General features: G+C 73.0%; 20 protein-coding genes and 1 riboswitch. Of the genes, 17 read left to right on the plus strand and 3 right to left on the minus strand.

All coding sequences use genetic code 11. The features are described from left to right. Window positions 1-3: 3 nt before the first annotated feature. A complete protein-coding gene (locus OSR43_RS08850; RefSeq protein WP_302270942.1) occupies window positions 4-666 on the minus strand; it encodes a TrkA family potassium uptake protein in 663 nt (220 codons plus the stop codon). Between the two features lie 68 nt (window positions 667-734). Between OSR43_RS08850 and OSR43_RS08855 the strand changes: the two genes are divergently transcribed. From OSR43_RS08855 to OSR43_RS08885, 7 genes are all read left to right on the plus strand, one after another. Next, window positions 735-2,780 carry an APC family permease gene (locus OSR43_RS08855; RefSeq protein WP_302270943.1) on the plus strand — a complete coding sequence of 682 codons (2,046 nt, stop codon included), beginning with the start codon at window positions 735-737 and terminating at the stop codon, window positions 2,778-2,780. Then, entirely contained in the window at window positions 2,777-3,970 is a 1,194-nt protein-coding gene (locus tag OSR43_RS08860) for a class I SAM-dependent RNA methyltransferase (RefSeq protein ID WP_302270944.1), read from the plus strand. Before OSR43_RS08855 ends, OSR43_RS08860 begins: the two co-directional genes overlap by 4 nt. 184 nt (window positions 3,971-4,154) lie before the next feature. Continuing rightward, window positions 4,155-7,016 (plus strand): aconitate hydratase, encoded by a 2,862-nt coding sequence (locus OSR43_RS08865; RefSeq protein WP_302270945.1) that lies wholly within the window; start codon window positions 4,155-4,157, stop codon window positions 7,014-7,016. A 91-nt stretch (window positions 7,017-7,107) separates the two neighbouring features. Then, a riboswitch (guanidine-III (ykkC-III) riboswitch) is annotated at window positions 7,108-7,171 on the plus strand. Between the two features lie 10 nt (window positions 7,172-7,181). Further along, entirely contained in the window at window positions 7,182-7,496 is a 315-nt protein-coding gene (locus tag OSR43_RS08870) for a multidrug efflux SMR transporter (RefSeq protein WP_302270946.1), read from the plus strand. A gap of 73 nt (window positions 7,497-7,569) precedes the next feature. After that, window positions 7,570-7,872 carry a thiamine-binding protein gene (locus tag OSR43_RS08875; RefSeq protein ID WP_302270947.1) on the plus strand — a complete coding sequence of 101 codons (303 nt, stop codon included), beginning with the start codon at window positions 7,570-7,572 and terminating at the stop codon, window positions 7,870-7,872. Beyond that, complete coding sequence (locus OSR43_RS08880; RefSeq protein ID WP_302270948.1) at window positions 7,869-8,549, plus strand: DUF3105 domain-containing protein; 681 nt, start codon at window positions 7,869-7,871, stop codon at window positions 8,547-8,549. Before OSR43_RS08875 ends, OSR43_RS08880 begins: the two co-directional genes overlap by 4 nt. Window positions 8,550-8,609: 60 nt before the next feature. After that, window positions 8,610-9,014, plus strand: a complete 405-nt coding sequence (locus tag OSR43_RS08885) for a YjbQ family protein (RefSeq protein WP_302270949.1) — start codon at window positions 8,610-8,612, stop codon at window positions 9,012-9,014. 8 nt (window positions 9,015-9,022) lie between these two features. Here OSR43_RS08885 and OSR43_RS08890 read toward each other — a convergent pair whose 3' ends face one another. Continuing rightward, complete coding sequence (locus OSR43_RS08890) at window positions 9,023-10,045, minus strand: glycosyl hydrolase family 18 protein (RefSeq protein WP_302270950.1); 1,023 nt, start codon at window positions 10,043-10,045, stop codon at window positions 9,023-9,025. 53 nt (window positions 10,046-10,098) lie between these two features. Between OSR43_RS08890 and OSR43_RS08895 the strand changes: the two genes are divergently transcribed. The 4 genes from OSR43_RS08895 to OSR43_RS08910 are packed head-to-tail and all read left to right on the plus strand — an operon-like array spanning window position 10,099 to window position 14,727. After that, on the plus strand, window positions 10,099-10,524 hold the full coding sequence (locus OSR43_RS08895) for an NUDIX domain-containing protein (RefSeq protein ID WP_302270951.1): 426 nt from the start codon (window positions 10,099-10,101) through the stop codon (window positions 10,522-10,524). Further along, window positions 10,521-11,462: an SMP-30/gluconolactonase/LRE family protein gene (locus OSR43_RS08900; RefSeq protein WP_302270952.1), complete on the plus strand. Its 942-nt coding sequence runs from the start codon at window positions 10,521-10,523 to the stop codon at window positions 11,460-11,462. Before OSR43_RS08895 ends, OSR43_RS08900 begins: the two co-directional genes overlap by 4 nt. A gap of 18 nt (window positions 11,463-11,480) precedes the next feature. Continuing rightward, window positions 11,481-13,385, plus strand: coding sequence for a 1-deoxy-D-xylulose-5-phosphate synthase (gene dxs, locus OSR43_RS08905; RefSeq protein WP_302270953.1), 1,905 nt, complete (start codon window positions 11,481-11,483; stop codon window positions 13,383-13,385). Continuing rightward, window positions 13,366-14,727, plus strand: a complete 1,362-nt coding sequence (locus OSR43_RS08910) for a hypothetical protein (protein WP_302270954.1) — start codon at window positions 13,366-13,368, stop codon at window positions 14,725-14,727. The genes dxs and OSR43_RS08910 overlap by 20 nt, the downstream gene beginning before the upstream one ends. Here the strand turns inward: OSR43_RS08910 and OSR43_RS08915 are convergent. After that, window positions 14,713-15,117, minus strand: a complete 405-nt coding sequence (locus tag OSR43_RS08915; RefSeq protein ID WP_302270955.1) for a PLD nuclease N-terminal domain-containing protein — start codon at window positions 15,115-15,117, stop codon at window positions 14,713-14,715. The two genes, OSR43_RS08910 and OSR43_RS08915, sit on opposite strands and share 15 nt — an antisense overlap. 246 nt (window positions 15,118-15,363) lie before the next feature. Between OSR43_RS08915 and OSR43_RS08920 the strand changes: the two genes are divergently transcribed. From OSR43_RS08920 to OSR43_RS08945, 6 genes are read left to right on the plus strand one after another with little or no spacing between them, the layout of a single operon-like run. Next, window positions 15,364-16,092, plus strand: a complete 729-nt coding sequence (locus OSR43_RS08920; RefSeq protein WP_302270956.1) for a LamG-like jellyroll fold domain-containing protein — start codon at window positions 15,364-15,366, stop codon at window positions 16,090-16,092. A gap of 9 nt (window positions 16,093-16,101) precedes the next feature. Then, a complete protein-coding gene (locus OSR43_RS08925) occupies window positions 16,102-16,620 on the plus strand; it encodes a cupin domain-containing protein (RefSeq protein ID WP_302270957.1) in 519 nt (172 codons plus the stop codon). 57 nt (window positions 16,621-16,677) lie between these two features. Further along, window positions 16,678-18,174 carry an amino acid permease gene (locus OSR43_RS08930; protein ID WP_367891527.1) on the plus strand — a complete coding sequence of 499 codons (1,497 nt, stop codon included), beginning with the start codon at window positions 16,678-16,680 and terminating at the stop codon, window positions 18,172-18,174. A gap of 9 nt (window positions 18,175-18,183) precedes the next feature. Next, the gene (locus tag OSR43_RS08935; RefSeq protein WP_302270959.1) at window positions 18,184-19,149 is read left to right on the plus strand and encodes a PAC2 family protein; all 966 of its coding nucleotides are present in this window, start codon (window positions 18,184-18,186) and stop codon (window positions 19,147-19,149) included. Next, window positions 19,150-20,007 (plus strand): acyl-CoA thioesterase II, encoded by an 858-nt coding sequence (locus OSR43_RS08940; RefSeq protein WP_302270961.1) that lies wholly within the window; start codon window positions 19,150-19,152, stop codon window positions 20,005-20,007. A 29-nt stretch (window positions 20,008-20,036) separates the two neighbouring features. Further along, the gene (locus OSR43_RS08945) at window positions 20,037-20,885 is read left to right on the plus strand and encodes an acyl-CoA thioesterase (protein WP_367891521.1); all 849 of its coding nucleotides are present in this window, start codon (window positions 20,037-20,039) and stop codon (window positions 20,883-20,885) included. Window positions 20,886-20,965: the final 80 nt, after the last annotated feature.

Here is a 20,965-nt window from a genome sequence, read left to right on the forward strand (position 1 = left end):
TGCTCAGTCCTCCTGCGGTCCGCGCTTGATGACCCTCATGGCGGTCTCGGCGTTCTCCTCGCGGACGACGAGGTGGATCAGGTCGCCCTCCTGGATCACGGTCTCGCGCTTGGGCAGCATGCCCTCGCCGAGCCGGTCGATCCACGCGATGCGGCTGCCGGTCTGCTCCTGGAAGTGGACCGTGCGGTGGCCGACCCACACCTCCGGCACCGGCACGTGGTCCACGCGGATCGTCCCCGAGGGGTCGCGGAAGTCCGGCTCCGCGCCGGCCGGCAGCAGGCGGCGGAGCACCTGGTCGGCGGTCCACTTCACCGTCGCGACCGTGGTGATGCCGAGCCGCTGGTAGACCTCCGCCCGGCCCGGGTCGTAGATGCGGGCCACGACCTGCTGGATGCCGAACGTCTCCCGCGCGACACGCGCGGCGATGATGTTGGAGTTGTCGCCCGAGGAGACCGCGGCGAAGGCGTCGGCGCGGCGGATGCCGGCCTTCTCCAGGACCTCCTGGTCGAAGCCCACGCCGGCGACCTTGTCACCGTTGAAGCCGGGCCCCAGACGGCGGAACGCGTCGGGCTCGCTGTCGATGACGGAGACCGTGTGGTTGCGGTCCTCGAGGCTGCGGGCGAGGGTGGAGCCGACTCGGCCGCAGCCCATGATCACGACGTGCACGGGGGAACCGTACCCGCGCTCCGCCGCGAAGCATCGGGGAAGCCCGTTGAGAGGTACCGTTGCCGCCCGTGAGTGTCGGGGACGTCTCCAAGCGGATCCTGCTGGGGCGCAAGCTGAGGAGCTCGCAGCTGGGCGAGACGCTCCTGCCCAAGCGGATCGCGCTGCCGGTCTTCGCCAGCGACGCGCTGTCGTCGGTCGCGTACGCCCCGGACGAGGTCTTCATCATGCTCTCCCTCGCGGGGGCGTCGGCGTACGTGTGGTCGTGGAAGATCGCGCTCGCCGTCGCGCTGGTGATGGCGGTCGTCGTGGCGTCGTACCGGCAGACCGTCCACGCCTACCCCTCGGGCGGTGGCGACTACGAGGTGGCGACGGTCAACCTCGGCCGCACCGCGGGCATGACCGTCGGCAGCGCGCTGCTGGTGGACTACGTGCTCACGGTGGCGGTCTCGATCTCCTCGGGCGCGCAGTACGCCGCCGCGGCGATCCCGCCGCTCATCGGCCACGAGCCGACGGTGGCGGCCATCGCGGTGCTCGCGCTGATGGCGATGAACCTGCGCGGCATCCGGGAGTCCGGCACGTTCTTCGCGGTCCCCACCTACCTCTTCATGGTGGCCATCCTCGGCATGTGCGCCTTCGGGCTCGTCCGCCTCGCGATGGGCGACCTGCCCGACGTGGAGTCGGCGGGCCTGACCATCGAGCCCGAGCCGGGGCTCGACGAGCCGCTCACCACGATCGGCCTGCTGATCCTGCTCGCGCGCGCCTTCTCGTCGGGGTGCGCGGCGCTGACCGGCGTCGAGGCGATCTCGAACGGCGTGCCCGCCTTCCGCCGGCCCAAGAGCAAGAACGCCGCCACGACGCTGCTGCTGCTCGGCCTGATCGCGATCTCGATGATGGTCAGCGTCATCGTGCTCGCCCGGCAGATGGGCATCCGCTACGTCGACCCCCACGACCTCGACCGGCTGATGCAGGACGGTCAGCCCGTCGGCGCCGACTACGAGCAGCACGCGGTGATCGCGCAGATCGCCCGGGCGGTCTTCCAGGAGTTCTCGCCGGCGTTCTACCTCGTCGTCACCGTCACCGGCATCATCCTGGTGCTCGCCGCCAACACCGCCTTCAACGGCTTCCCGGTGCTCGGCTCGATCCTGGCCAAGGACGGCTTCGCGCCCCGCGCGTTCGGCTCGCGCGGCGACCGGCTGGCCTACAGCAACGGCATCGTGTTCCTCGCCGTCATGGCGATCGCCCTGATCTACGCCTTCGACGCCGAGACCACGCGGCTCATCCAGCTCTACATCGTCGGCGTCTTCGTGTCCTTCAACCTCAGCCAGCTCGGCATGATCCGGCACTGGACGCGCCACCTGCGCACCGAGCACGACCCCGCCGAGCGTCGGCGGATGGTCCGCTCGCGGGCCATCAACACCGTCGGGCTGTCCTTCACCGCCGTCGTCCTGGTCATCATCCTGGCGACCAAGTTCCTCGCGGGCGCCTGGATCACGATCCTGGCGATGGGCGCCTTCTTCCTCCTCATGCGAGCCATCCGCGGCCACTACGACCAGGTGGCCGAGGAGCTCGCCGCCGACGACGAGGACAAGGCGCTGCCGACCCGCGTCCACGCGATCGTGCTGGTCTCCAAGCTGCACAAGCCGACGCTGCGCGCGCTCGCCTTCGCCAAGGCGACCCGGCCCAACGTCCTCGAGGGCGTCTACGTCGACGTGGACGCCGAGGCCACCTCCCGGCTGCTCACCGACTGGGACGACCGCGGCATCGAGGTGCCGCTCAAGGTGCTGCACTCGCCGTACCGCGAGCTGGTGCGCCCGGTCGTCGAGTACGCCGGCGAGATCCGCAAGGCCAACCCGCGCGGCGTCGTCGCGGTCTACATCCCCGAGTACGTCGTCGGCCGCTGGTGGGAGCAGCTGCTCCACAACCAGACCGCGCTGCGGCTCAAGGGGCGCCTGCTCTTCACCCCGGGTGTCATGGTCATCTCCGTGCCCTTCCAGCTGCGCTCCTCCGAGATCGCGCGCGAGCGCAACCGTCGCGAGGCCGAGCGGGTCCGCCCCGGTGACCTCCGGCGCGGCCGGGTCTCCCGCCGCTCCGACGACCACCAGGTGCAGCGATGAGCCCCCGGCCGCCGCAGCGGCGGCAGGGCCGGCCCGCGCCCCGGCGGAAGCAGGCCCGCGGCGCGTCCGTGGTGGGTCGCCGCTTCGAGGCGGTCGTCGGGCCGGTCGCCCACGGCGGTCACTGCATCGTCCGGGTGACGACCGACCCGTCGGTCGAGCCCGTCGAGACCCGCGTGGTCTTCACGCGGCACGCGATCCCCGGGGAGCGGGTCGTGCTCGAGCTGACCGAGGGCACCGAGGGCGACCGCTTCTGGCGCGGCGACGTCGTCGAGGTCCTCGAGGCCTCGCCGGACCGGGTCGTCCCTCCCTGTCCCTACGCGCGCCCCGGTCGCTGCGGCGGCTGCGACTTCCAGCACGTCGACCTCGGGCGCCAGCACGACCTGAAGGCCGAGGTGGTCGCCGAGCAGCTGCGCCGGCTCGCCGGGCTCGACCTCGCGGTCACCGTCGAGGCGGTCGAGGGCGACCTGCCCGAGCAGCTCGCCGGCCTGCGCTGGCGCACCAGGCAGCAGTACGTCCGGCTGCCCGACGGCGCCCGTGGCCTGCGCAAGCACCGCTCGCGCGAGGTCGTCGTCGTCGATGACTGCCGCATCGCCCACCCCGACGCCCGTGAGCCGCGGCCGGGCACGGTGACCGAGCAGGTCGCCGCCGCCGGCTCGACCCAGGCGTTCCAGGTCGCCGCCGACGGCTTCTGGCAGGTCCACCCCGGTGCGCCGCGGGTGCTCGTGGACACCGTCCTGGGGCTGCTGCAGCCGCGGGCGGGGGAGTCGGTGCTCGACCTGTACGCCGGTGTGGGCCTCTTCGCCCGCTTCCTCGGCGAGGCCGTCGGGGACGGTGGTCGGGTGGCCGCGATCGAGGGTGACCCCACCGCGGCGGGCCACGCCGCGACCAACTGCCCGGGTGCCGACGTCACCGCCGGAGGCGTCGACGAGGTGCTCGCGGCGGCGTACGACGGCCACTGGGACCTGGTGGTCCTCGACCCGCCCCGCGAGGGTGCGCGGCGGCCCGTCGTCGAGCAGGTGGTCGCCCGCACCCCGCGCGCCGTGGCGTACGTCGCCTGCGACCCGGCCGCGCTGGCCCGCGACACCGCCGTCTTCGCCGAGCACGGCTACCGCCTGGAGACCCTCCGCGCGTTCGACCTGTTCCCGATGACCCACCACGTGGAGTGCGTCGCGCTGCTCGTACGTGAATGACCCCTCGACATCGTGTATCTTGACGTCAAGAGATCACGACCGGATCCGACGTGCGGGTCAGCCACCCGGATAAGGGGAACCTTCCTTTCACCGGCCCCCGGCGCAGCGGCAGTATGGCGAGAGCCCGCCGGCGGCCCGCACGGTCGCACGTAGAGCACCACGGACGTCACGAGGAGAGTCAGCAGTGGCCAGTCAGGACAGCTTCGGTGCCAAGAGCACCCTGGACGTGGACGGACAGTCCTACGAGATCTACCGCCTCGACGCGGTGACGGGGGAGGGACTGGACGTCGAGACGCTGCCGTTCAGCCTCAAGGTCCTGCTCGAGAACCTGCTGCGCACCGAGGACGGTGCCGACATCACCGCCGACGACATCAAGGCCCTCGCGGGCTGGGATGCCGACGCGCACCCGGACAAGGAGATCCAGTTCACGCCGGCGCGCGTGATCATGCAGGACTTCACCGGCGTGCCGTGCGTGGTCGACCTCGCCACGATGCGCGAGGCCATGGCCGAGCTCGGCGGCGACCCGTCGCGGATCAACCCGCTCGCGCCCGCCGAGATGGTCATCGACCACTCGGTGATCGCGGACGTCTTCGGCACGCCCGAGTCCTTCGAGCGCAACGTCGAGATCGAGTACGAGCGCAACCGCGAGCGCTACCAGTTCCTGCGCTGGGGCCAGGGCGCCTTCGACGACTTCAAGGTCGTCCCCCCGGGCACCGGCATCGTCCACCAGGTCAACATCGAGCACCTGGCCCGCACCGTCATGGTGCGCGACGGCGTCGCCTACCCCGACACCTGCGTCGGCACCGACTCCCACACCACGATGGTCAACGGCATCGGCGTGGTCGGCTGGGGCGTCGGCGGCATCGAGGCCGAGGCCGCGATGCTCGGCCAGCCGGTCTCCATGCTGATCCCGCGCGTGGTCGGCTTCAAGCTCAACGGCGACCTGCCCGAGGGCTCGACCGCCACCGACCTGGTCCTCACGATCACCGAGATGCTGCGCAAGCACGGCGTCGTCGGCAAGTTCGTGGAGTTCTACGGCCCCGGCGTCTCCGCGCTGCCGCTGGCCAACCGCGCCACGATCGGCAACATGAGCCCGGAGTTCGGCTCGACCATCGCGGTCTTCCCGATCGACGACCAGACCATCGACTACCTCAAGCTCACCGGTCGCCCCGAGGAGCAGCTGAAGCTGGTCGAGGCCTACGCCAAGGAGCAGGGCCTCTGGCACGACCCGGACGCCGAGCCGCGCTACTCCGAGAAGCTCGAGCTCGACCTCTCCACGGTCGTCCCGTCGCTCGCCGGCCCGAAGCGCCCGCAGGACCGTGTCGCGCTGTCCGACGCCCGCGAGGCGTTCCGCGTCGCGCTGGCCGACTACGTCACCGCCGACGAGACCGGTGGCGAGGACCGCAAGCCCGGCGTCCCGCAGAACGACCAGCCGTACGGCGTCACCACCGGTGCCGACGAGGCCTCGGCCGAGTCGTTCCCGTCCTCCGACCCGCCGGCCACCAACGGGAACGGCGACGGCCACGACGCCGCCGACGCCCCGGCCGACTGGCACTCCGCGGCGGCCAACGCCGACGGCCGCCCGAGCAACCCGGTCCGGGTGACCCTCGAGGACGGTCGCGAGTTCGAGCTCGACCACGGCGCCGTCACGATCGCCGCGATCACCTCGTGCACCAACACCTCGAACCCGTCGGTCATGATCGGCGCCGCCCTGCTGGCGAAGAAGGCCGTCGAGAAGGGCCTGTCCACCAAGCCCTGGGTCAAGACGACGCTGGCTCCCGGCTCGCAGGTGGTCTCCGACTACTACGAGCGCGCCGGCCTCACGCCGTACCTCGACAAGCTGGGCTTCAACCTCGTCGGCTACGGCTGCACCACCTGCATCGGCAACTCCGGCCCGCTCATCCCCGAGGTCTCCGCCGCGATCAACGAGAAGGACCTCGCGGTCGTCTCGGTGCTCTCGGGCAACCGGAACTTCGAGGGTCGGATCAACCCCGACGTGAAGATGAACTACCTCGCGTCCCCGCCGCTGGTCGTCGCCTACGCGCTCGCTGGCTCCATGGACGTCGACCTGTTCAACGACCCGCTGGGCCAGGACACCGACGGCAACGACGTGTTCATGAAGGACATCTGGCCCTCCCCGCAGGAAGTCGAGCGGGTGATCGGCGAGTCGATCACGTCCGACATGTTCGGCTCGTCGTACTCCGACGTGTTCGCCGGCGACGAGCGGTGGCAGTCGCTCCCCACGCCCGAGGGCGACACCTTCGAGTGGGACGCGGAGTCCACCTACGTCCGCAAGCCCCCGTACTTCGAGGGCATGCCCGACGAGCCCGTGGCCGTCACCGACATCGAGGGCGCCCGCGTGCTCCTCAAGCTCGGCGACTCGGTCACCACCGACCACATCAGCCCGGCCGGTGCGATCAAGAAGGACTCGCCCGCGGGCAAGTACCTCGCCGAGCACGGCGTCGGCCAGCGGGACTTCAACTCCTACGGCTCGCGCCGCGGCAACCACGAGGTGATGATCCGCGGCACGTTCGCGAACATCCGGCTGCGCAACCAGCTGGCGCCGGGCACCGAGGGCGGCTTCACCCGCGACTTCACCAACGGTGGCGACGTGACCACCGTCTTCGAGGCCTCGGAGAACTACATCGCCGCGGGCACCCCGCTGGTCGTCCTCGCGGGCAAGGAGTACGGCTCCGGCTCCTCGCGCGACTGGGCCGCCAAGGGCACCTCGCTGCTGGGCGTCAAGGCCGTCATCGCCGAGTCCTACGAGCGCATCCACCGCTCGAACCTGATCGGCATGGGCGTCATCCCGCTGCAGTTCCCCGAGGGTCAGACCGCCGAGAGCCTCGGCCTGACCGGTGAGGAGGAGTTCTCCATCACCGGCATCACCGAGCTCAACGAGGGCCGCACGCCGAAGACCGTCAAGGTCAAGGCCGGCGACGTCGAGTTCGACGCGGTCGTCCGCATCGACACCCCCGGTGAGGCGAACTACTACCGCAACGGCGGCATCATGCAGTTCGTCCTGCGGAACCTCCGCAAGGCCTGATCGGCACCTGCACCACCCGCACGGCCCGTCGCCCCTCGTGGGTGGCGGGCCGTGCGGCGTTCGCGGGCTCGGCCTCACCGGATAGGGTCGGGACCGGGCCGAGACGGCCCACCGGACGAGGGAGCCGTACCCGGAGAGCGACAAGACGGCCGTCTGGAGGTCGTCGTGGCGTGGTTGGTGCTGGTCCTCTCGGGTGTCCTGGAGGCCGTCTGGGCGACGGCGCTCGGCAGGTCCGAGGGCTTCTCCCGGCTGGGCCCCACGGTCGTCTTCGCCGCGGGGATCGCGCTGAGCATGGGCGGCCTGGCCTACGCGCTGCGCACCCTCCCGGTCGGCACGGCGTACGCCGTGTGGGTCGGCATCGGCGCATGCCTGACCGTGGCGTACGGCATGGCGACCGGCACCGAGCCGGTCACCGCCGTCAAGGTGCTGCTGCTGGCCGGGCTGATCGGCTGCGTCATCGGGCTGAAGCTCGCCCACTGAGCCGGCCGGGACGCCCCGCCCACGGTGGGTGCTGGTGGCGGCTCGCCGACGAGGTGCCGACTACCGTGGAGGCATGATCGTCGCGTTCAGCATCAGCCCCACGACCGGTGACGAGACCGGCGGAGTCTCCGAGGCCGTGGCGGCCGCCGTGCGGGTCGTCCGCGAGTCCGGCCTGCCGAACGAGACCAACGCGATGTTCACCAACATCGAGGGGGAGTGGGACGAGGTGATGGCGGTCGTCAAGCGGGCCGTCGACGTCGTCGCCGAGGTGTCCCCGCGGGTCGGCCTGGTGCTCAAGGCAGACATCCGTCCCGGCTTCACCGGCCAGCTGACCGCCAAGGTCGAGCGGGTCGAGCGCGCGCTCGAGCAGTCGTGAGCGAGGCGCCTCCCGAGCCGCCGTACCCGTCCGCGCCCCCGTCGGTGCCCCCGCCGGCACCGGAGCCCGAGCCCGCGTCCGAGCCCGTGCGCCGGGACCGGGTGGCGGTTCTGGTGCTCGCCGCCGTCGCGGCGGTGGCCGTGCTGGTCGTCGCGATCGGCGTGCCGCTGGCGGTGAGCCAGCTGCGCGCGGACGACGCCGCGCAGGTCGAGCGGAACCTCGAGGAGGTGGCGGTCGTCGAGGGGCTGCGGACCGACCACACCAGCGGCGATGTCACCTACCCGCAGACCCCGCCTGCCGGAGGACCGCACGACCCGCGCTGGCTCGAGTGCGGCGTCTACGACGAGCCGGTCCGGGAGGAGAACGCCGTGCACGACCTCGAGCACGGGACCGTGTGGATCACCTACGACCCGGACCTCGCCGCGGAGGACGTCGACCGCCTGGTCGAGCTGCTGCCCGACAACGGCATCCTCTCGCCCTACCCCGGCCTGCCCGCGCCGGTGGTCGTCACGGTCTGGGGCCACCAGCTGCGCCTGGTCGGCGCCGAGGACCCGCGCCTGCCGCTCTTCGTCGAGCGCCTCGGCGGCGGGCAGACCGCCCCGGAGCCGTTCGCGTCCTGCGCCGGCGGGCTGCGGGACCCGCAGGGCGGCACCGAGAGCCCCGGCACCCCCGTCTGAGCCGCCACCCAGGAGCCGGGAGGGGGTCTGAGACGGTCCCGGGACGGGCACGGTGCCGCCATGGACTCCGAGACCAGGGCCTTCCGCACCGGTGGCCAGGACACCGTCCTGGACCTGACCCGCGAGTGCGCGGACTACGTCCGCGCCCGCGGCGACGGCCTGCTGCACCTCTTCGTCCCGCACGCGACCGCCGGCCTCGCGATCCTCGAGACGGGATCGGGCAGCGACGACGACCTGCTGGCCGCGCTGGGCGACCTGCTGCCCGCCGACGACCGCTGGCGCCACCGCCACGGCACGCCGGGCCACGGGCGCTCGCACGTGATGCCGGCCCTCGTGCCGCCGTACGCGACGGTGCCGGTGCTCGACGGCGAGCTGGCGCTCGGCACCTGGCAGAGCGTCTGCCTGGTCGATCTGAACGTCGACAACCACGAGCGGCAGGTGCGGTTCAGCTTCCTGGCCGGCTGAGGGGCCGGTCAGGCCAGGGGGCCGGCCGAGCCGAGCCGCCACAGCGCGATGCCGTGCACGCCCAGCTCCTCGGCGAGCTCCTCGCGCAGCCGGAACGACCGGGTGTCGGACCACCACAGGACGGTGCCGTCGGACAGCCGGGACCGCCACTCCCCGGCGGCGGGCTTCCACACGGCCCGGGCGCCGTCCTCGCGCACGAGCCGCCGGGCGCGCTGGACCGTGAGGCTGCGACCCTCGCCCCGGCGCGGCCAGGTGTAGCCGTACCCGGCCACCCCGAGGTCGACCTTCGCCGCCGGCACCTGCGTCAGCACCGCCTCGACCACGGACCGCTGCCAGCGCAGCGGCCCGATCGGCCCCGGACCCGTCCAGGTCGGGCCGTGCCGGTCGTAGGCCATCACGACCACCACGTCCGCGGCGCGGCCGATCGCCCCGACGCGGAAACCCCGCTCGCGGTAGCCCTCGACCGTCGGCGACGGCTGGAGGTCGACGGAGACGGTGCGCTCGGCGGGCATCCGCGCCTGCAGCTCGCGCACCAGCCGCACGAGGCCGCGGCCGTCGGCCCGCGACAGCGACTCCAGGTCGACGGTGATCCCGTCCCAGCCCTGGCGGCGCACGACGTCGGCCAGCTGCCGGGCGACCCGCCGCACCCGGTCCTCGTGGCGCAGCAGGCGCCGGGCAGCCCGGCTGTCGAAGCCGCCGAGCCGGTCGCTGTAGTTGCTCACCAGCAGCTCGGCCCGGAGCCCGTGGCGGTGCGCCCGCCGCAGCTGCCGGGTGAGCTCGCCCGGCGCACGCACGTCGCGCCCGTCGGCGGAGATCGGCACCGAGGCGACGCCGAGCGCCGCGAGGGCCGGCGCGTCCCGCTCGACCACGTCCGCCGGCGTGCTCGCCAGCACGTAGCCGGTGACGGCGAGCGGCGGCTCCGCCGCGGCGGTGCCCGCCGCGGTGGCGGTGCCGGCGGCGGTGCCGGCGGCGGTGGTGGCGGTCAGGATCGAGGCGGCGAGGGCGGCGGCCAGGCGGGGGCGTCGGGTCACCGGGACAGTGTCCCAGGGGACCGCAGGCGGGCCTGCGCCGTAGGTTGGCCGGCATGACACGGTTCGCCTGCGTCCTGCTCGTCGACCGCCGCGGCTGGGTGCTGCTCCAGGAGCGCGACGAGCACGCCGTCATCGATCCCGAGACCTGGGGGCTGCCCGGCGGCCACGTCGAGGACGGCGAGGGCTTCGAGGAGGCGGCGTACCGGGAGCTGGCCGAGGAGACCGGCGTCGTGCTCGAGCCCGGCGACCTGCAGTTCTGGCACGAGTTCGCCACCGAGCACGCGTCGTACGGCGTGGGGTCGATGCACGTGTACGTCGGCGCGGTGGACCTGACCGACGCCGACATCACCTGCGGCGAGGGCCGGCAGATGGTCTTCGTCGACCCGTCCCGGGTGCGCACCCTGGAGCTGACCGGGTCGGCGCAGGACGCCCTCCCGGCCTTCCTCGCCAGCGAGCTCTACAGCACGATGACCCCATGACCACCGCGAGCACCACGGACCTGACCGTCGTCCCCGTCCCCGCCGGCGGCGCCGAGGACGTCGTCGTCGCCACGTCCGGTCCGGACGAGGGCTGCGTCTTCACCGGCACCGAGGACGGCAGCATCTTCCGGGTCGGCCCCGACGGCTCGAAGGTCGACCGCGTCGCGCACACCGGCGGCCGCCCCCTCGGCATCGAGCTCGACGGCGACGGCCGGCTCCTGGTCTGCGACGCCAAGCGTGGCGTGCTGCGCGTGGACACCGCCACCGGCGGGGTCGAGACCGTGACCGACCGGGTCGGCGGCACGCCGATGGTCTTCTGCAACAACGCGGCCATCGCGAGCGACGGCACGGTGTGGTTCTCCGACTCCTCGACGCGCTACGGGATCGACCGGTGGAAGGACGACTTCATCCAGGTCACCCGCACGGGGCGGCTGATGCGGATGGCGACCGACGGGACCGTCGAGGTGGTCCTGGACGGGCTGGCCTTCGCCAACGGCGTCGCGCTGAGCAAGGGCGAGGACTTCGTCTGCGTCGCGGAGACCGGGGCCCGGACCGTCGTGCGCCGCTGGCTGACCGGTGACCGCGCAGGCATGCGCGACCTGCTGTGCCAGAACCTCCCCGGCTACCCCGACAACATCGCCCGGGGCAGCGACGGCCTGATCTGGGTGACCATCGCCAGCCCCCGCGACACCGTCGTGGAGCGGCTCCAGGCGGCGCCCGTTCGGGTCCGCAAGCTGGTCACGAGGATCCCGCAGCGACTGCAGCCGGCCCCGGCGCGGACCGTCCGCGTCCAGGCGTACGACGACGCCGGGCGCCTCGTGCACGACGTCGACCTGCCGGGGGACCGGTACCACATGGTGACCGGCGTCCGGGAGCACGACGGCCGGGTCTGGATGGGCAGCCTGCACGAGCCGGCGATCGCGGCGCACGACCTGTGACGTCCTAGACTCCGAGGCATGTCGCTCCTCGACTCGATCGCCGGTCCGCGGGACCTCCGCGCGCTCACGCCCGACGAGCTCGAGGCGCTCGCGGTCGAGATCCGCGACCTGCTCGTGCAGACGTGCTCGCGCATCGGCGGGCACCTCGGGCCGAACCTCGGCGTCGTCGAGCTCACCCTCGCCATCCACCGCGTCTTCGACAGCCCGCGCGACCGGATCGTCTTCGACACCGGCCACCAGTCCTACGTCCACAAGATCCTCACCGGCCGCGGCGGGCAGTTCGACGTGCTGCGCAAGGAGGGCGGGCTCTCGGGCTACCCGAGCCAGGCGGAGTCCGAGCACGACATCGTCGAGAACTCCCACGCCTCGACCGCGCTGTCCTACGCCGACGGCCTGGCCAAGGCCTACGCGATCCGCGGCGAGGACCGGCACACCGTCGCGGTCATCGGCGACGGTGCCCTCACCGGCGGCATGGCCTGGGAGGCGCTGAACAACATCGCCATCGCCAAGGACAGCCGCCTGGTCATCGTGGTCAACGACAACGGCCGCTCCTACACCCCGACCATCGGCGGGCTCGCGAACGCGCTCACCACGCTGCGCACCAACCCCCGCTACGAGCAGGTGCTCGACCTGGTCAAGAAGCGCCTCAACGCCGTCCCCGGCGTCGGCCCCGCGGCGTACGACGCCCTGCACGCGATGAAGAAGGGCCTCAAGGACGCGCTGGCGCCCCAGGGCCTCTTCGAGGACCTCGGCCTCAAGTACGTCGGCCCCGTCGACGGCCACGACACCGTCGCCATGGAGGCCGCGCTGGACCGCGCCAAGCGCTTCGGCGGCCCGGTGATCGTGCACGCGCTGACCCGCAAGGGCTTCGGGTACGACGCGGCCGAGCGGCACGAGGCCGACCAGTTCCACTCCCCGCAGCCCTTCGACATCGAGACCGGCGAGGAGAAGGCCCGCGGCCGGATCTGGACCGACGTCTTCGCCGACGAGATCGTCCACATCGGACAGCGCCGCAAGGACGTCGTTGCGATCACGGCGGCGATGATGCACCCGGTCGGGCTCGACCACTTCCAGGCGCGGTTCCCCGAGCGCACCTTCGACGTCGGGATCGCCGAGCAGCACGCCGCGACCTCCGCCGCCGGGCTCGCGCTGGGCGGCCTGCACCCCGTGGTCGCCGTCTACGCGACGTTCCTCAACCGCGCCTTCGACCAGGTGCTCATGGACTGCGCCCTGCACCGCACCGGTGTCACCTTCGTGCTGGACCGCGCGGGCGTCACCGGCGACGACGGCGCCTCCCACAACGGCATGTGGGACATGTCGATCCTCCAGGTCGTGCCCGGCCTGCGGATCGCCGCGCCGCGCGACGCCGCGCGCCTGCGCGAGCTGCTCAACGAGGCCGTCGAGGTCGAGGACGCCCCGACCGTCGTGCGCTTCCCGAAGGGCCCGCCGCCCGAGGACGTCGAGGCGGTCGGCAAGGCCGGCGGCGCGGACGTGCTGGTGCGCAACGGCCCCAAGGACGTCCTGGTGGTGGCCGTCGGCTCGATGAACGAGGTCGCCCTCGGCGTCGCCGACCGGCTCGTCGCCCAGGGCATCGGCGTGACCGTCGTCGACCCGCGCTGGGTCAAGCCGGTCGACCCCGCCGTCGTCGAGCTGGCCCGCGAGCACCGCCTCGTCGTCTCCGTCGAGGACAACGGCCTGGTAGGCGGTTGCGGCTCGGTGCTGCTGCAGACCCTGGTGGAGGCCGGCGTCACGACGCCGGTGCGGCTGCGGGGCATCCCGCAGGAGTTCCTGCAGCACGCCAAGCGGGCCGCGATCCTCGAGCGCATCGGCCTCACGCCGCAGGCGCTCGCCCTCGACATCGTCGAGTACATGACCTCTCTGGACGAGGGTCGTTTACCCGTCGATGCCGACCACCCGATCTGAGCGACGCCGCACCACCCGCTCCCCGTCGCGCGCCGCGGCACTGCTCGCGGCGTACGCCCTGCTGGGCTGGCTGCTGCCGGCCTGCTCGCTGCTCGAGGACGACGCCCCGGCCGAGGGCACCGCGGCCGCGACGGCGGCGATGGCGCCCGCCGACGTCGTCGCCGGCCTGCAGCGGGCGCTGCGACGGCGGGCCGAGGCGGTCCGCACGGGTGACCGGGACGCCTTCGCGTCCGGACTGGCCCGGCGCGCGCCCCGGGTCCGTGCGGAGCAGCTGACGTACTTCGACAACCTGGCCCAGCTGCCGATCGCGAAGCTCGGCTACTCCTTCGACCGCCGGAACATCGTGCGCCGCGGCGACGCCTACTGGGTCGTCGTCGAGCTGACCATGCAGCTGGCGGGGTACGACACGGCGCCGGTGGTCAGCCACGACCGGTTCCTCTTCCGCCCCGCGCCCCGCGACGACCGGCGGATGCTGCTGCGGTCGACCACCGACCCCGCGTGGGAGGCCGAGCACGACGTCCGCCCGCAGCCGTGGGACCTCGGCCCGGTCGAGGTGCGGGGCGGCTACGGCGTGCTCGGCGTCTTCGACCGGGGCAGCCTGCCGGCGGCCGCGGGCGTCATCGCCTCGGTGGAGGACGGCATCGCCGACGTCTCCGCCGCGGTCCCGTGGCCCTGGCGGCGCACCGTGGTGGTCTACGCCCTGTCCTCCACCGCCTTCCTCGACAGGATCGAGGACCTCCCGGGCGGGGACCCCGAACGGCTCGACGGCGTGGCGTTCCCCGTCCCCGCCGGCCCGGACGGCGGCACCGCGGCGACCCGGTTCGCGCTGAACCCCCGCATGCTGGACCGGCCGGGACCCGAGCGCGACCGGCTGGTGCGCCACGAGCTGGTCCACGTGGCGCTGGGGGAGCGCGACGACCACGCGCCGGTGTGGCTGAGCGAGGGGGTGGCGGAGTACGTCTCCGTCCGCCCGGTCGCCCCCGCGGACCGCGTCGTCGCGCAGGCGGCACTGGAGCGGGCGGTGGACGGCGTCGACGGCCTGCCGACCCGCGGGTCGTTCACCGACCCGGGCGAGGAGCCGGTGGTCAGCTACGGCCTGTCGTGGTGGGTGTGCGAGTACGTCGCCGGCTCGTTCGGCGAGCCCGCGCTGTGGTCGCTCCTCGACGAGCTCGCGACCGAGGGCGCGGACGAGACCGACGTCCTGCGCCGCCTGCTCGGGCTCACCCCCGAGCAGCTGGCCGACCGCGCCGCGCGGCTGATGGTCGCGACGTTCGTGCCGGAGGTCGCCGCCTCCTCGGGTCCCTCGGGCGCCTCGGGCCCCTCGGGCTCAGGCGCCCGCTGAGGCGTCGGGGTCGCCCGGACCCTCCTGCCCCTCGAACTGGTCCTTGCGCCGGTGCTCGGCCTCGTAGCGCCGCCGCTGCTCCTCCGCCCGCTCGCGCACCTGGCGCAGGAACTCCTCGTCCTTGGCCGGGTCGGCCGCCGCCATCCGGCCGGGGCGCTCGTACTCCGGGAAGCCGGGCGCCGCGCCCTGCTGCCGGGTGAGCCGGGGCGTGGGCGCCGGTCGGCCCGCCACCAGCCAGGCGAGGGAGCCCACGAGCGGGAACAGCAGCACCAGCACGATCCACGCCCACTTGGGGAGGTGCCGCACCCGCGACTGGTCGGTGCTGATCGCGTCCACGAGGCAGTAGGCCCACAGGATGAACACGATCACCCCGGGCAGCAGTCTGATCACGCGAGCAGTCTCGGCCAGCAGCGTCGCCCTCGTCGCCGTCGTGTCCGTCCTGTGACCTCCCCGTCGTCCCGTCGTCCCGTTGTCCCGGCGGGCGGGCGGAGCGCCCGGCGCGGCGGAATACCGCATTGCGGGGACGCGCCGACCGCCCCCGGCGTGGCACGGTGACGAGCGCCGGCGCACGTCGCGCCGCGGAGGGAGAGGCCCATGCCTCGAGCTGGACGACGCGCAGGTCGACGCTGGACGGCCGTGGCGGGTGCACTCGCGGCAGGAGCCCTCGTGCTGCCCGGTGCCACGGGCCCGGGTGCCGGGGCGGGTGCCGGGGCGGCGGTCGCCGCCACCACCTCGACCACCACCGTGCTGCAGCTGGGGTTCGACGGGGCCGACACCTTCGCCTCGGGGACCCCGGTCCTCGACGACACCGGTGCCGCCCGCGGGCGGGTGGTGTCCAACCGCGGCGCGCTGACCCCGACCAGCGGCTCCCCGGGACGGGCCGTGCAGTACCCGTGCCCGACGTGCGGGCGCGCACTGATCGAGGTGCCCGACGCCGCGGCGCTCGACCCGGGCACCGCCGCGTTCAGCATCGGCGTCGACGTCCGGATGACCCGCGAGGAGTCGCGGCGCTCGATGAACGTCGCGCAGAAGGGCTACTACGGCGAGCCCGGCGGGCAGTACAAGCTCCAGGTCGACCAGGGCCGGCCGAGCTGCGTCGTCAGCGGGGCCCGCACCCGGCTGGTCGCGGTGGCGTCCGGCGCGGAGGCCGACGTCGCCGACGGCGCGTGGCACCGGGTCGTCTGCAGCCGCACCGCCACGGAGGTGCTCGTGCTGGTCGACGGGGTCGTGCGCGCCCGCGCCACCGGCGTGGTCGGCTCGGTCGCCAACGCCTCGCCGCTGCGCATCGGCGCCAAGAACGTCAGCGCGACCGACAACGACCAGTTCCGCGCGGACCTCGACGACGTCGTCGTCCAGGTCGGGTGAGCCGCCGCGGTGACCCATCCCGAGCCGTGGACCGACCTCGCGACGTACCCGCCGGCGGCGCACGTCGGCGACCGGCCCGATGTCTCGGCGTGGCTGCGCCGCCACGACGCGCCGGCCGAGCTCGACACCCTGGGCGGGTTCGCCCACTACCTGGCCACGGGGTCCAGGACGGGCGGCCGCTACGGCCTCTACCGGTGGGACATGGGCCCGCAGCCCGGCGGTCCGGCGCCGCACTACCACCGCACCATGACCGAGGCGTTCTTCGTGCTGTCGGGCAGCGTGCGCCTCTACGACGGCGACACGTGGACCGACGCGGCTCCGCGGGACTTCTGCCACGTCCCCGAGGGCGGGGTGCACGCGTTCCGCAACGAGTCCGGGGCGGCGGTGTCCATGCTGATCCTCTTCGTCCCGGGTGCCCCGCGGGAGGCGTACTTCGAGGGGCTGGTGGAGATGTTCACCTCCGGCCGCGACGTCTCGCAGGAGGAGTACGCCGACTTCTGCGAGCGCCACGACAACCACTTCGTCTGATGGCGTGGCGAGCGGTGGGTGAGGAGCGGCGTCGTGGGTAACCTGCTGCCGGTGAGCATGTTCAGGACGAAGTCCGTGGAGCAGTCGATCGCCGACACCGACGATCCCGACTCGAGGCTGCGCAAGGACCTGCGCGCCGTCGACCTGGTGGTCTTCGGCGTCGGGGTCATCATCGGCGCCGGCATCTTCGTGCTGACCGGCACGGTGGCGGCGACGAACTCCGGCCCGGCGCTCGCGCTGAGCTTCCTCATCGCCGCGCTGGCCTGCGGGCTCGCCGGCCTCTGCTACGCGGAGTTCGCCTCGACCGTGCCGGTCGCGGGCAGCGCCTACACCTTCAGCTACGCCACCATGGGCGAGCTGGTCGCCTGGATCATCGGCTGGGACCTGGTCCTGGAGTTCACGATCGGCTCCGCGGCGCTCTCGGTCAGCTTCTCCGGCTACCTCCAGGAGCTCCTCGCCGGTACGCCGCTGGAGGTGCCGGCCTCGCTCGCCAGCGCCGAGGGCGGCTGGGTCAACCTCCCCGCCGTCATCGTGGCCCTGCTGGTCATGGGGCTGCTCGTGCGGGGGACGAAGTTCTCCAGCCGGGTCAACCAGGTCGTCGTGGCGATCAAGCTGCTCGTCGTCGCCACCGTGATCGTCGTCGGCATCGCCTACGTCGACCCCTCCAACTGGGTCCCGTTCATCCCCGAGTCCGAGCCGGTGCCGGACTCCGGCGGCGGCTTCCTCGAGCTGCCGCTCATCACCAGCCTGCTGGGCATCGAGCCCGCCGTCTTCGGCGTCGCGGGCGTGATCAGCGGCGCGGCGATCGTGTTCTTCGCCTTCATCGGCTTCGACATCGTGGCGACCACCGCGGAGGAGGCCGAGAACCCGCAGCGCGACGTGCCGATCGGCATCCTCGGCTCGCTGGCGATCGTGACCGTCCTCTACGCCGCGGTCAGCCTCATCGTCACCGGCATCCAGCCCTTCGACGAGATCGACCCCGAGGACGCCGCCCCGCTGGCGACCGCGTTCAGCGCCGCCGGTGTCGGCTGGATGGGCGACCTGATCTCGGTCGGCGCCTGCATCGGCCTGATCGTGGTCGCGATGATCCTCATGCTCGGCCAGAGCCGGGTCGCCTTCGCGATGGCGCGCGACGGGCTCCTGCCGCGGTCCCTGGCCCGGGTGCACCCGACGTACGGCACGCCGCACCGGATCACCCTGATCACCGGCACCGTGATCGCGATCATCGCCGGCTTCGTCGACCTGGCCACGCTGGCCAACCTGGTCAACATCGGCACCCTCTTCGCCTTCGTCCTGGTCAGCATCGGCGTCGTCGTGCTCCGCCGGACCCGCCCGGACCTGCCCCGGTCCTTCCGCACGCCGCTCGCCCCCGTGGTGGCCGTCCTGGCGACGCTGCTGTGCGGCTACCTCATGCTCAACCTCACCGGTGAGACCTGGCTGCGCTTCCTGGCCTGGATGGCCATCGGCGTCGTCGTCTACTTCGTCTACGGCATGCGTCACAGCCGTCTCGCCCAGCGCTCGGCCGCGGAGTCGTCGGAGAGCACCACCCCATAGGCTGGGCGGGTGACCCAGGAACCCCGTCTCGTGCACATCGTCGACGAGGTGCCGGAGCTGGACGACGCCGCCGACCTCACCATGGTGCTCGTGCTCGACGGGTTCCTCGACGCGGGGCGGGCCGCGGCGCGCGCCGCCCAGCACCTCGTCGACCTCTCCGACGCCCCGGTCCCCGGCGGCAAGGTGGTGGCGACCTTCGACGTGGACCAGTTCCACGACTACCGCGCCCGCCGCCCGGCGATCTCCTTCGTCCGCGACCACTACGAGCAGTACGACGCCCCGCGGCTGGTCGTGCGCCTGCTGCGCGACACCGGCGGCACGCCGTACCTGCTGCTCCACGGTCCCGAGCCCGACAACCGCTGGGAGGCCTTCGCGCGCGCCGTCCGCGAGGTCGTCGAGCGGCTCGGGGTGACTCGCGTGGTGGCGATGGGGTCGGTGCCGATGGCGGTCCCGCACACGCGTCCGATCGCGATCACCCACCACGCCAACGACCACGCCGAGCCGGTCGGGCAGAGCCCGTGGCGCGGTGAGCTGCGCGTGCCCTCCAGCGCCCAGGCGCTCCTCGAGGTGCGGCTGGGGGAGTGGGGCCACGCCGCGCTGGGCTTCGTCGCGCACATCCCGCACTACCTCGCCCAGCTCGACTACCCGAAGGCGTCCGCGGTGCTGCTCGAGCAGGTCGAGCTCGGCGGACGGCTGACGATCGACCTGTCCGGCCTGTTGGCCGAGGCCGAGGACCGGGAGGTCGAGATCGCCCGGTACCTCTCGGCCAACGAGGAGGTCGCCGACGTCGTCGCGGCCCTCGAGCGCCAGTACGACGCGTTCGAGCGGGCCGAGGACTCCGGCAGCAACCTGCTCGCGGAGGACCAGCCCCTGCCCAGCGGGGAGGAGCTCGGCCAGCAGTTCGAGCAGTTCCTCGCGGCCCTCGACGAGGACCCGAAGACCGACCCGGGCGCCGACGGCGAGAGGGACGACTGAGTGCCGCGCGACGCCGACGAGCTGGCGCGGCTCCTCGACCTGGAGGCCATCGACACCAACCTGTTCCGGGGCCGTCAGGCGGTGACCTCCCTGCCGCGGGTGTTCGGCGGCCAGGCCGCGGCGCAGGCGACCGTGGCGGCGGGGCGCACCGTCGACCCGGCGTACGAGCTGCACTCCCTGCACTCGTACTTCCTGCAGCCCGGTGACACCTCGGCCCCCACGATCTTCGACGTCGAGACCATCCGCGAGGGCCGATCGTTCGCGACCCGGCGGGTCCTCGCCCGGCAGCACGGCCGCCCGATCTACGCCCTGACCGCGGACTTCCAGCGGCCCGAGGAGGGGTGGGAGCACCAGCAGGTCGCTCCCTCGGTGCCGCCGCCGGAGGAGTGCCTGAACCCCAAGGAGCTCTTCGGGCAGGCCGAGGACGACCCTGAGTGGGGCGTGATGGAGCTGCGGTACGCCGGCAGCAGCCTCGACGGCGGGCTCGAGCCCGACGACGTCCGACCGGGCCGGCAGCGGGTCTGGCTGCGGGTCCGGGGCACCCTGCCCGACGACCCGTTCGTGCACGTCGCAGCGTTCACCTACTTCTCCGACATGACGATCATGGGCGCGGCGCTCGCGCCCCACGGCATCCGCAGCGGCAGCCCGGAGGCCATGGTGGCCTCGCTGGACCACTCCATCTGGTTCCACCGGCCCTTCCGCGCCGACGAGTGGTGGCTCTACGACCAGGACTCGCCGTTCGGCGGCGGAGGTCGGGGCCTGGTCCACGGCCGGGTGCACACCGCCGACGGCACGCTCGTGGCGTCGGTCTCCCAGGAGGCGCTGCTGCGCAGGCCGCGCCCACCCCGGCAGGAGTGAGCCGTGGCCGACACAGGAGGAGAACCGTGGTGAGTCCCGTCCAGGAGCTGGTGGGCCTGCTCGACCTCGAGGACATCGACGCGGACCTGTTCCGCGGCGCCCAGCCTGAGTCGGCGCGCTCGCGCGTGTACGGCGGCCAGGTCGCCGCCCAGGCGCTCGTCGCCGCGATCCGGACCGCCGGCGAGGACTTCGCCGTGCACTCCCTGCACTCCTACTTCCTGCTGCCGGGCGACTACTCCGTGCCGATCGTCTACGACGTCGAGCGGATCCGCGACGGCCGCTCGTTCCTCACCCGCCGGGTCGTCGCGCGCCAGCACGGGCGCGCCATCTACTACCAGACGGTGAGCTTCCAGCGGCCCGAGGAGGGCTGGGAGCACCAGGACGCCGTGCCGCAGGTCGGTCGTCCCGAGGACGGCACCGACATGGTCGACCTGATGCGTCGCCGGGGGAGCGAGGAGGCCGAGGCGCTCGGCAAGGAGTGGGCCGCGATCGACGTGCGCTACCTCGGCAACACCCGTACCGGGCTCCCGCCGCACCCGGAGCACCGGGCACAGGCGCAGATGTGGATGCGGGTCAAGGAGCGGGTCTCCGACGACCCCGTCGTCCACCTCGGGCTGTTCACCTACGCCAGCGACATCAGCCTGCTCGGCGCGTCGCTCGCCGCCCACGACACGACGCCGTCGCGGACGATGATGGCCTCCCTCGACCACACCATCTGGTTCCACCGGCCCTTCCGGACCGACGAGTGGTGGCTCTACGACCAGTGGTCGCCCGCCGCCGCCGGCGGGCGGGGCCTCTCCTTCGGCCGGGTGTTCACCCAGGACGGTGCGCTCGTCGCCACCGTCGCGCAGGAGGGGTTGATCCGGCCGCTGCGGTGAGTGGCGCGGGCCTGTCTGTCGGATTCCCCGGTCCACCGGGGAATCCGGCGCTTCTCAGGGGAAATGTCCCCTGAGAAGCG

This window comes from Nocardioides sp. Arc9.136, assembly GCF_030506255.1.
Classification (GTDB): domain Bacteria; phylum Actinomycetota; class Actinomycetes; order Propionibacteriales; family Nocardioidaceae; genus Nocardioides.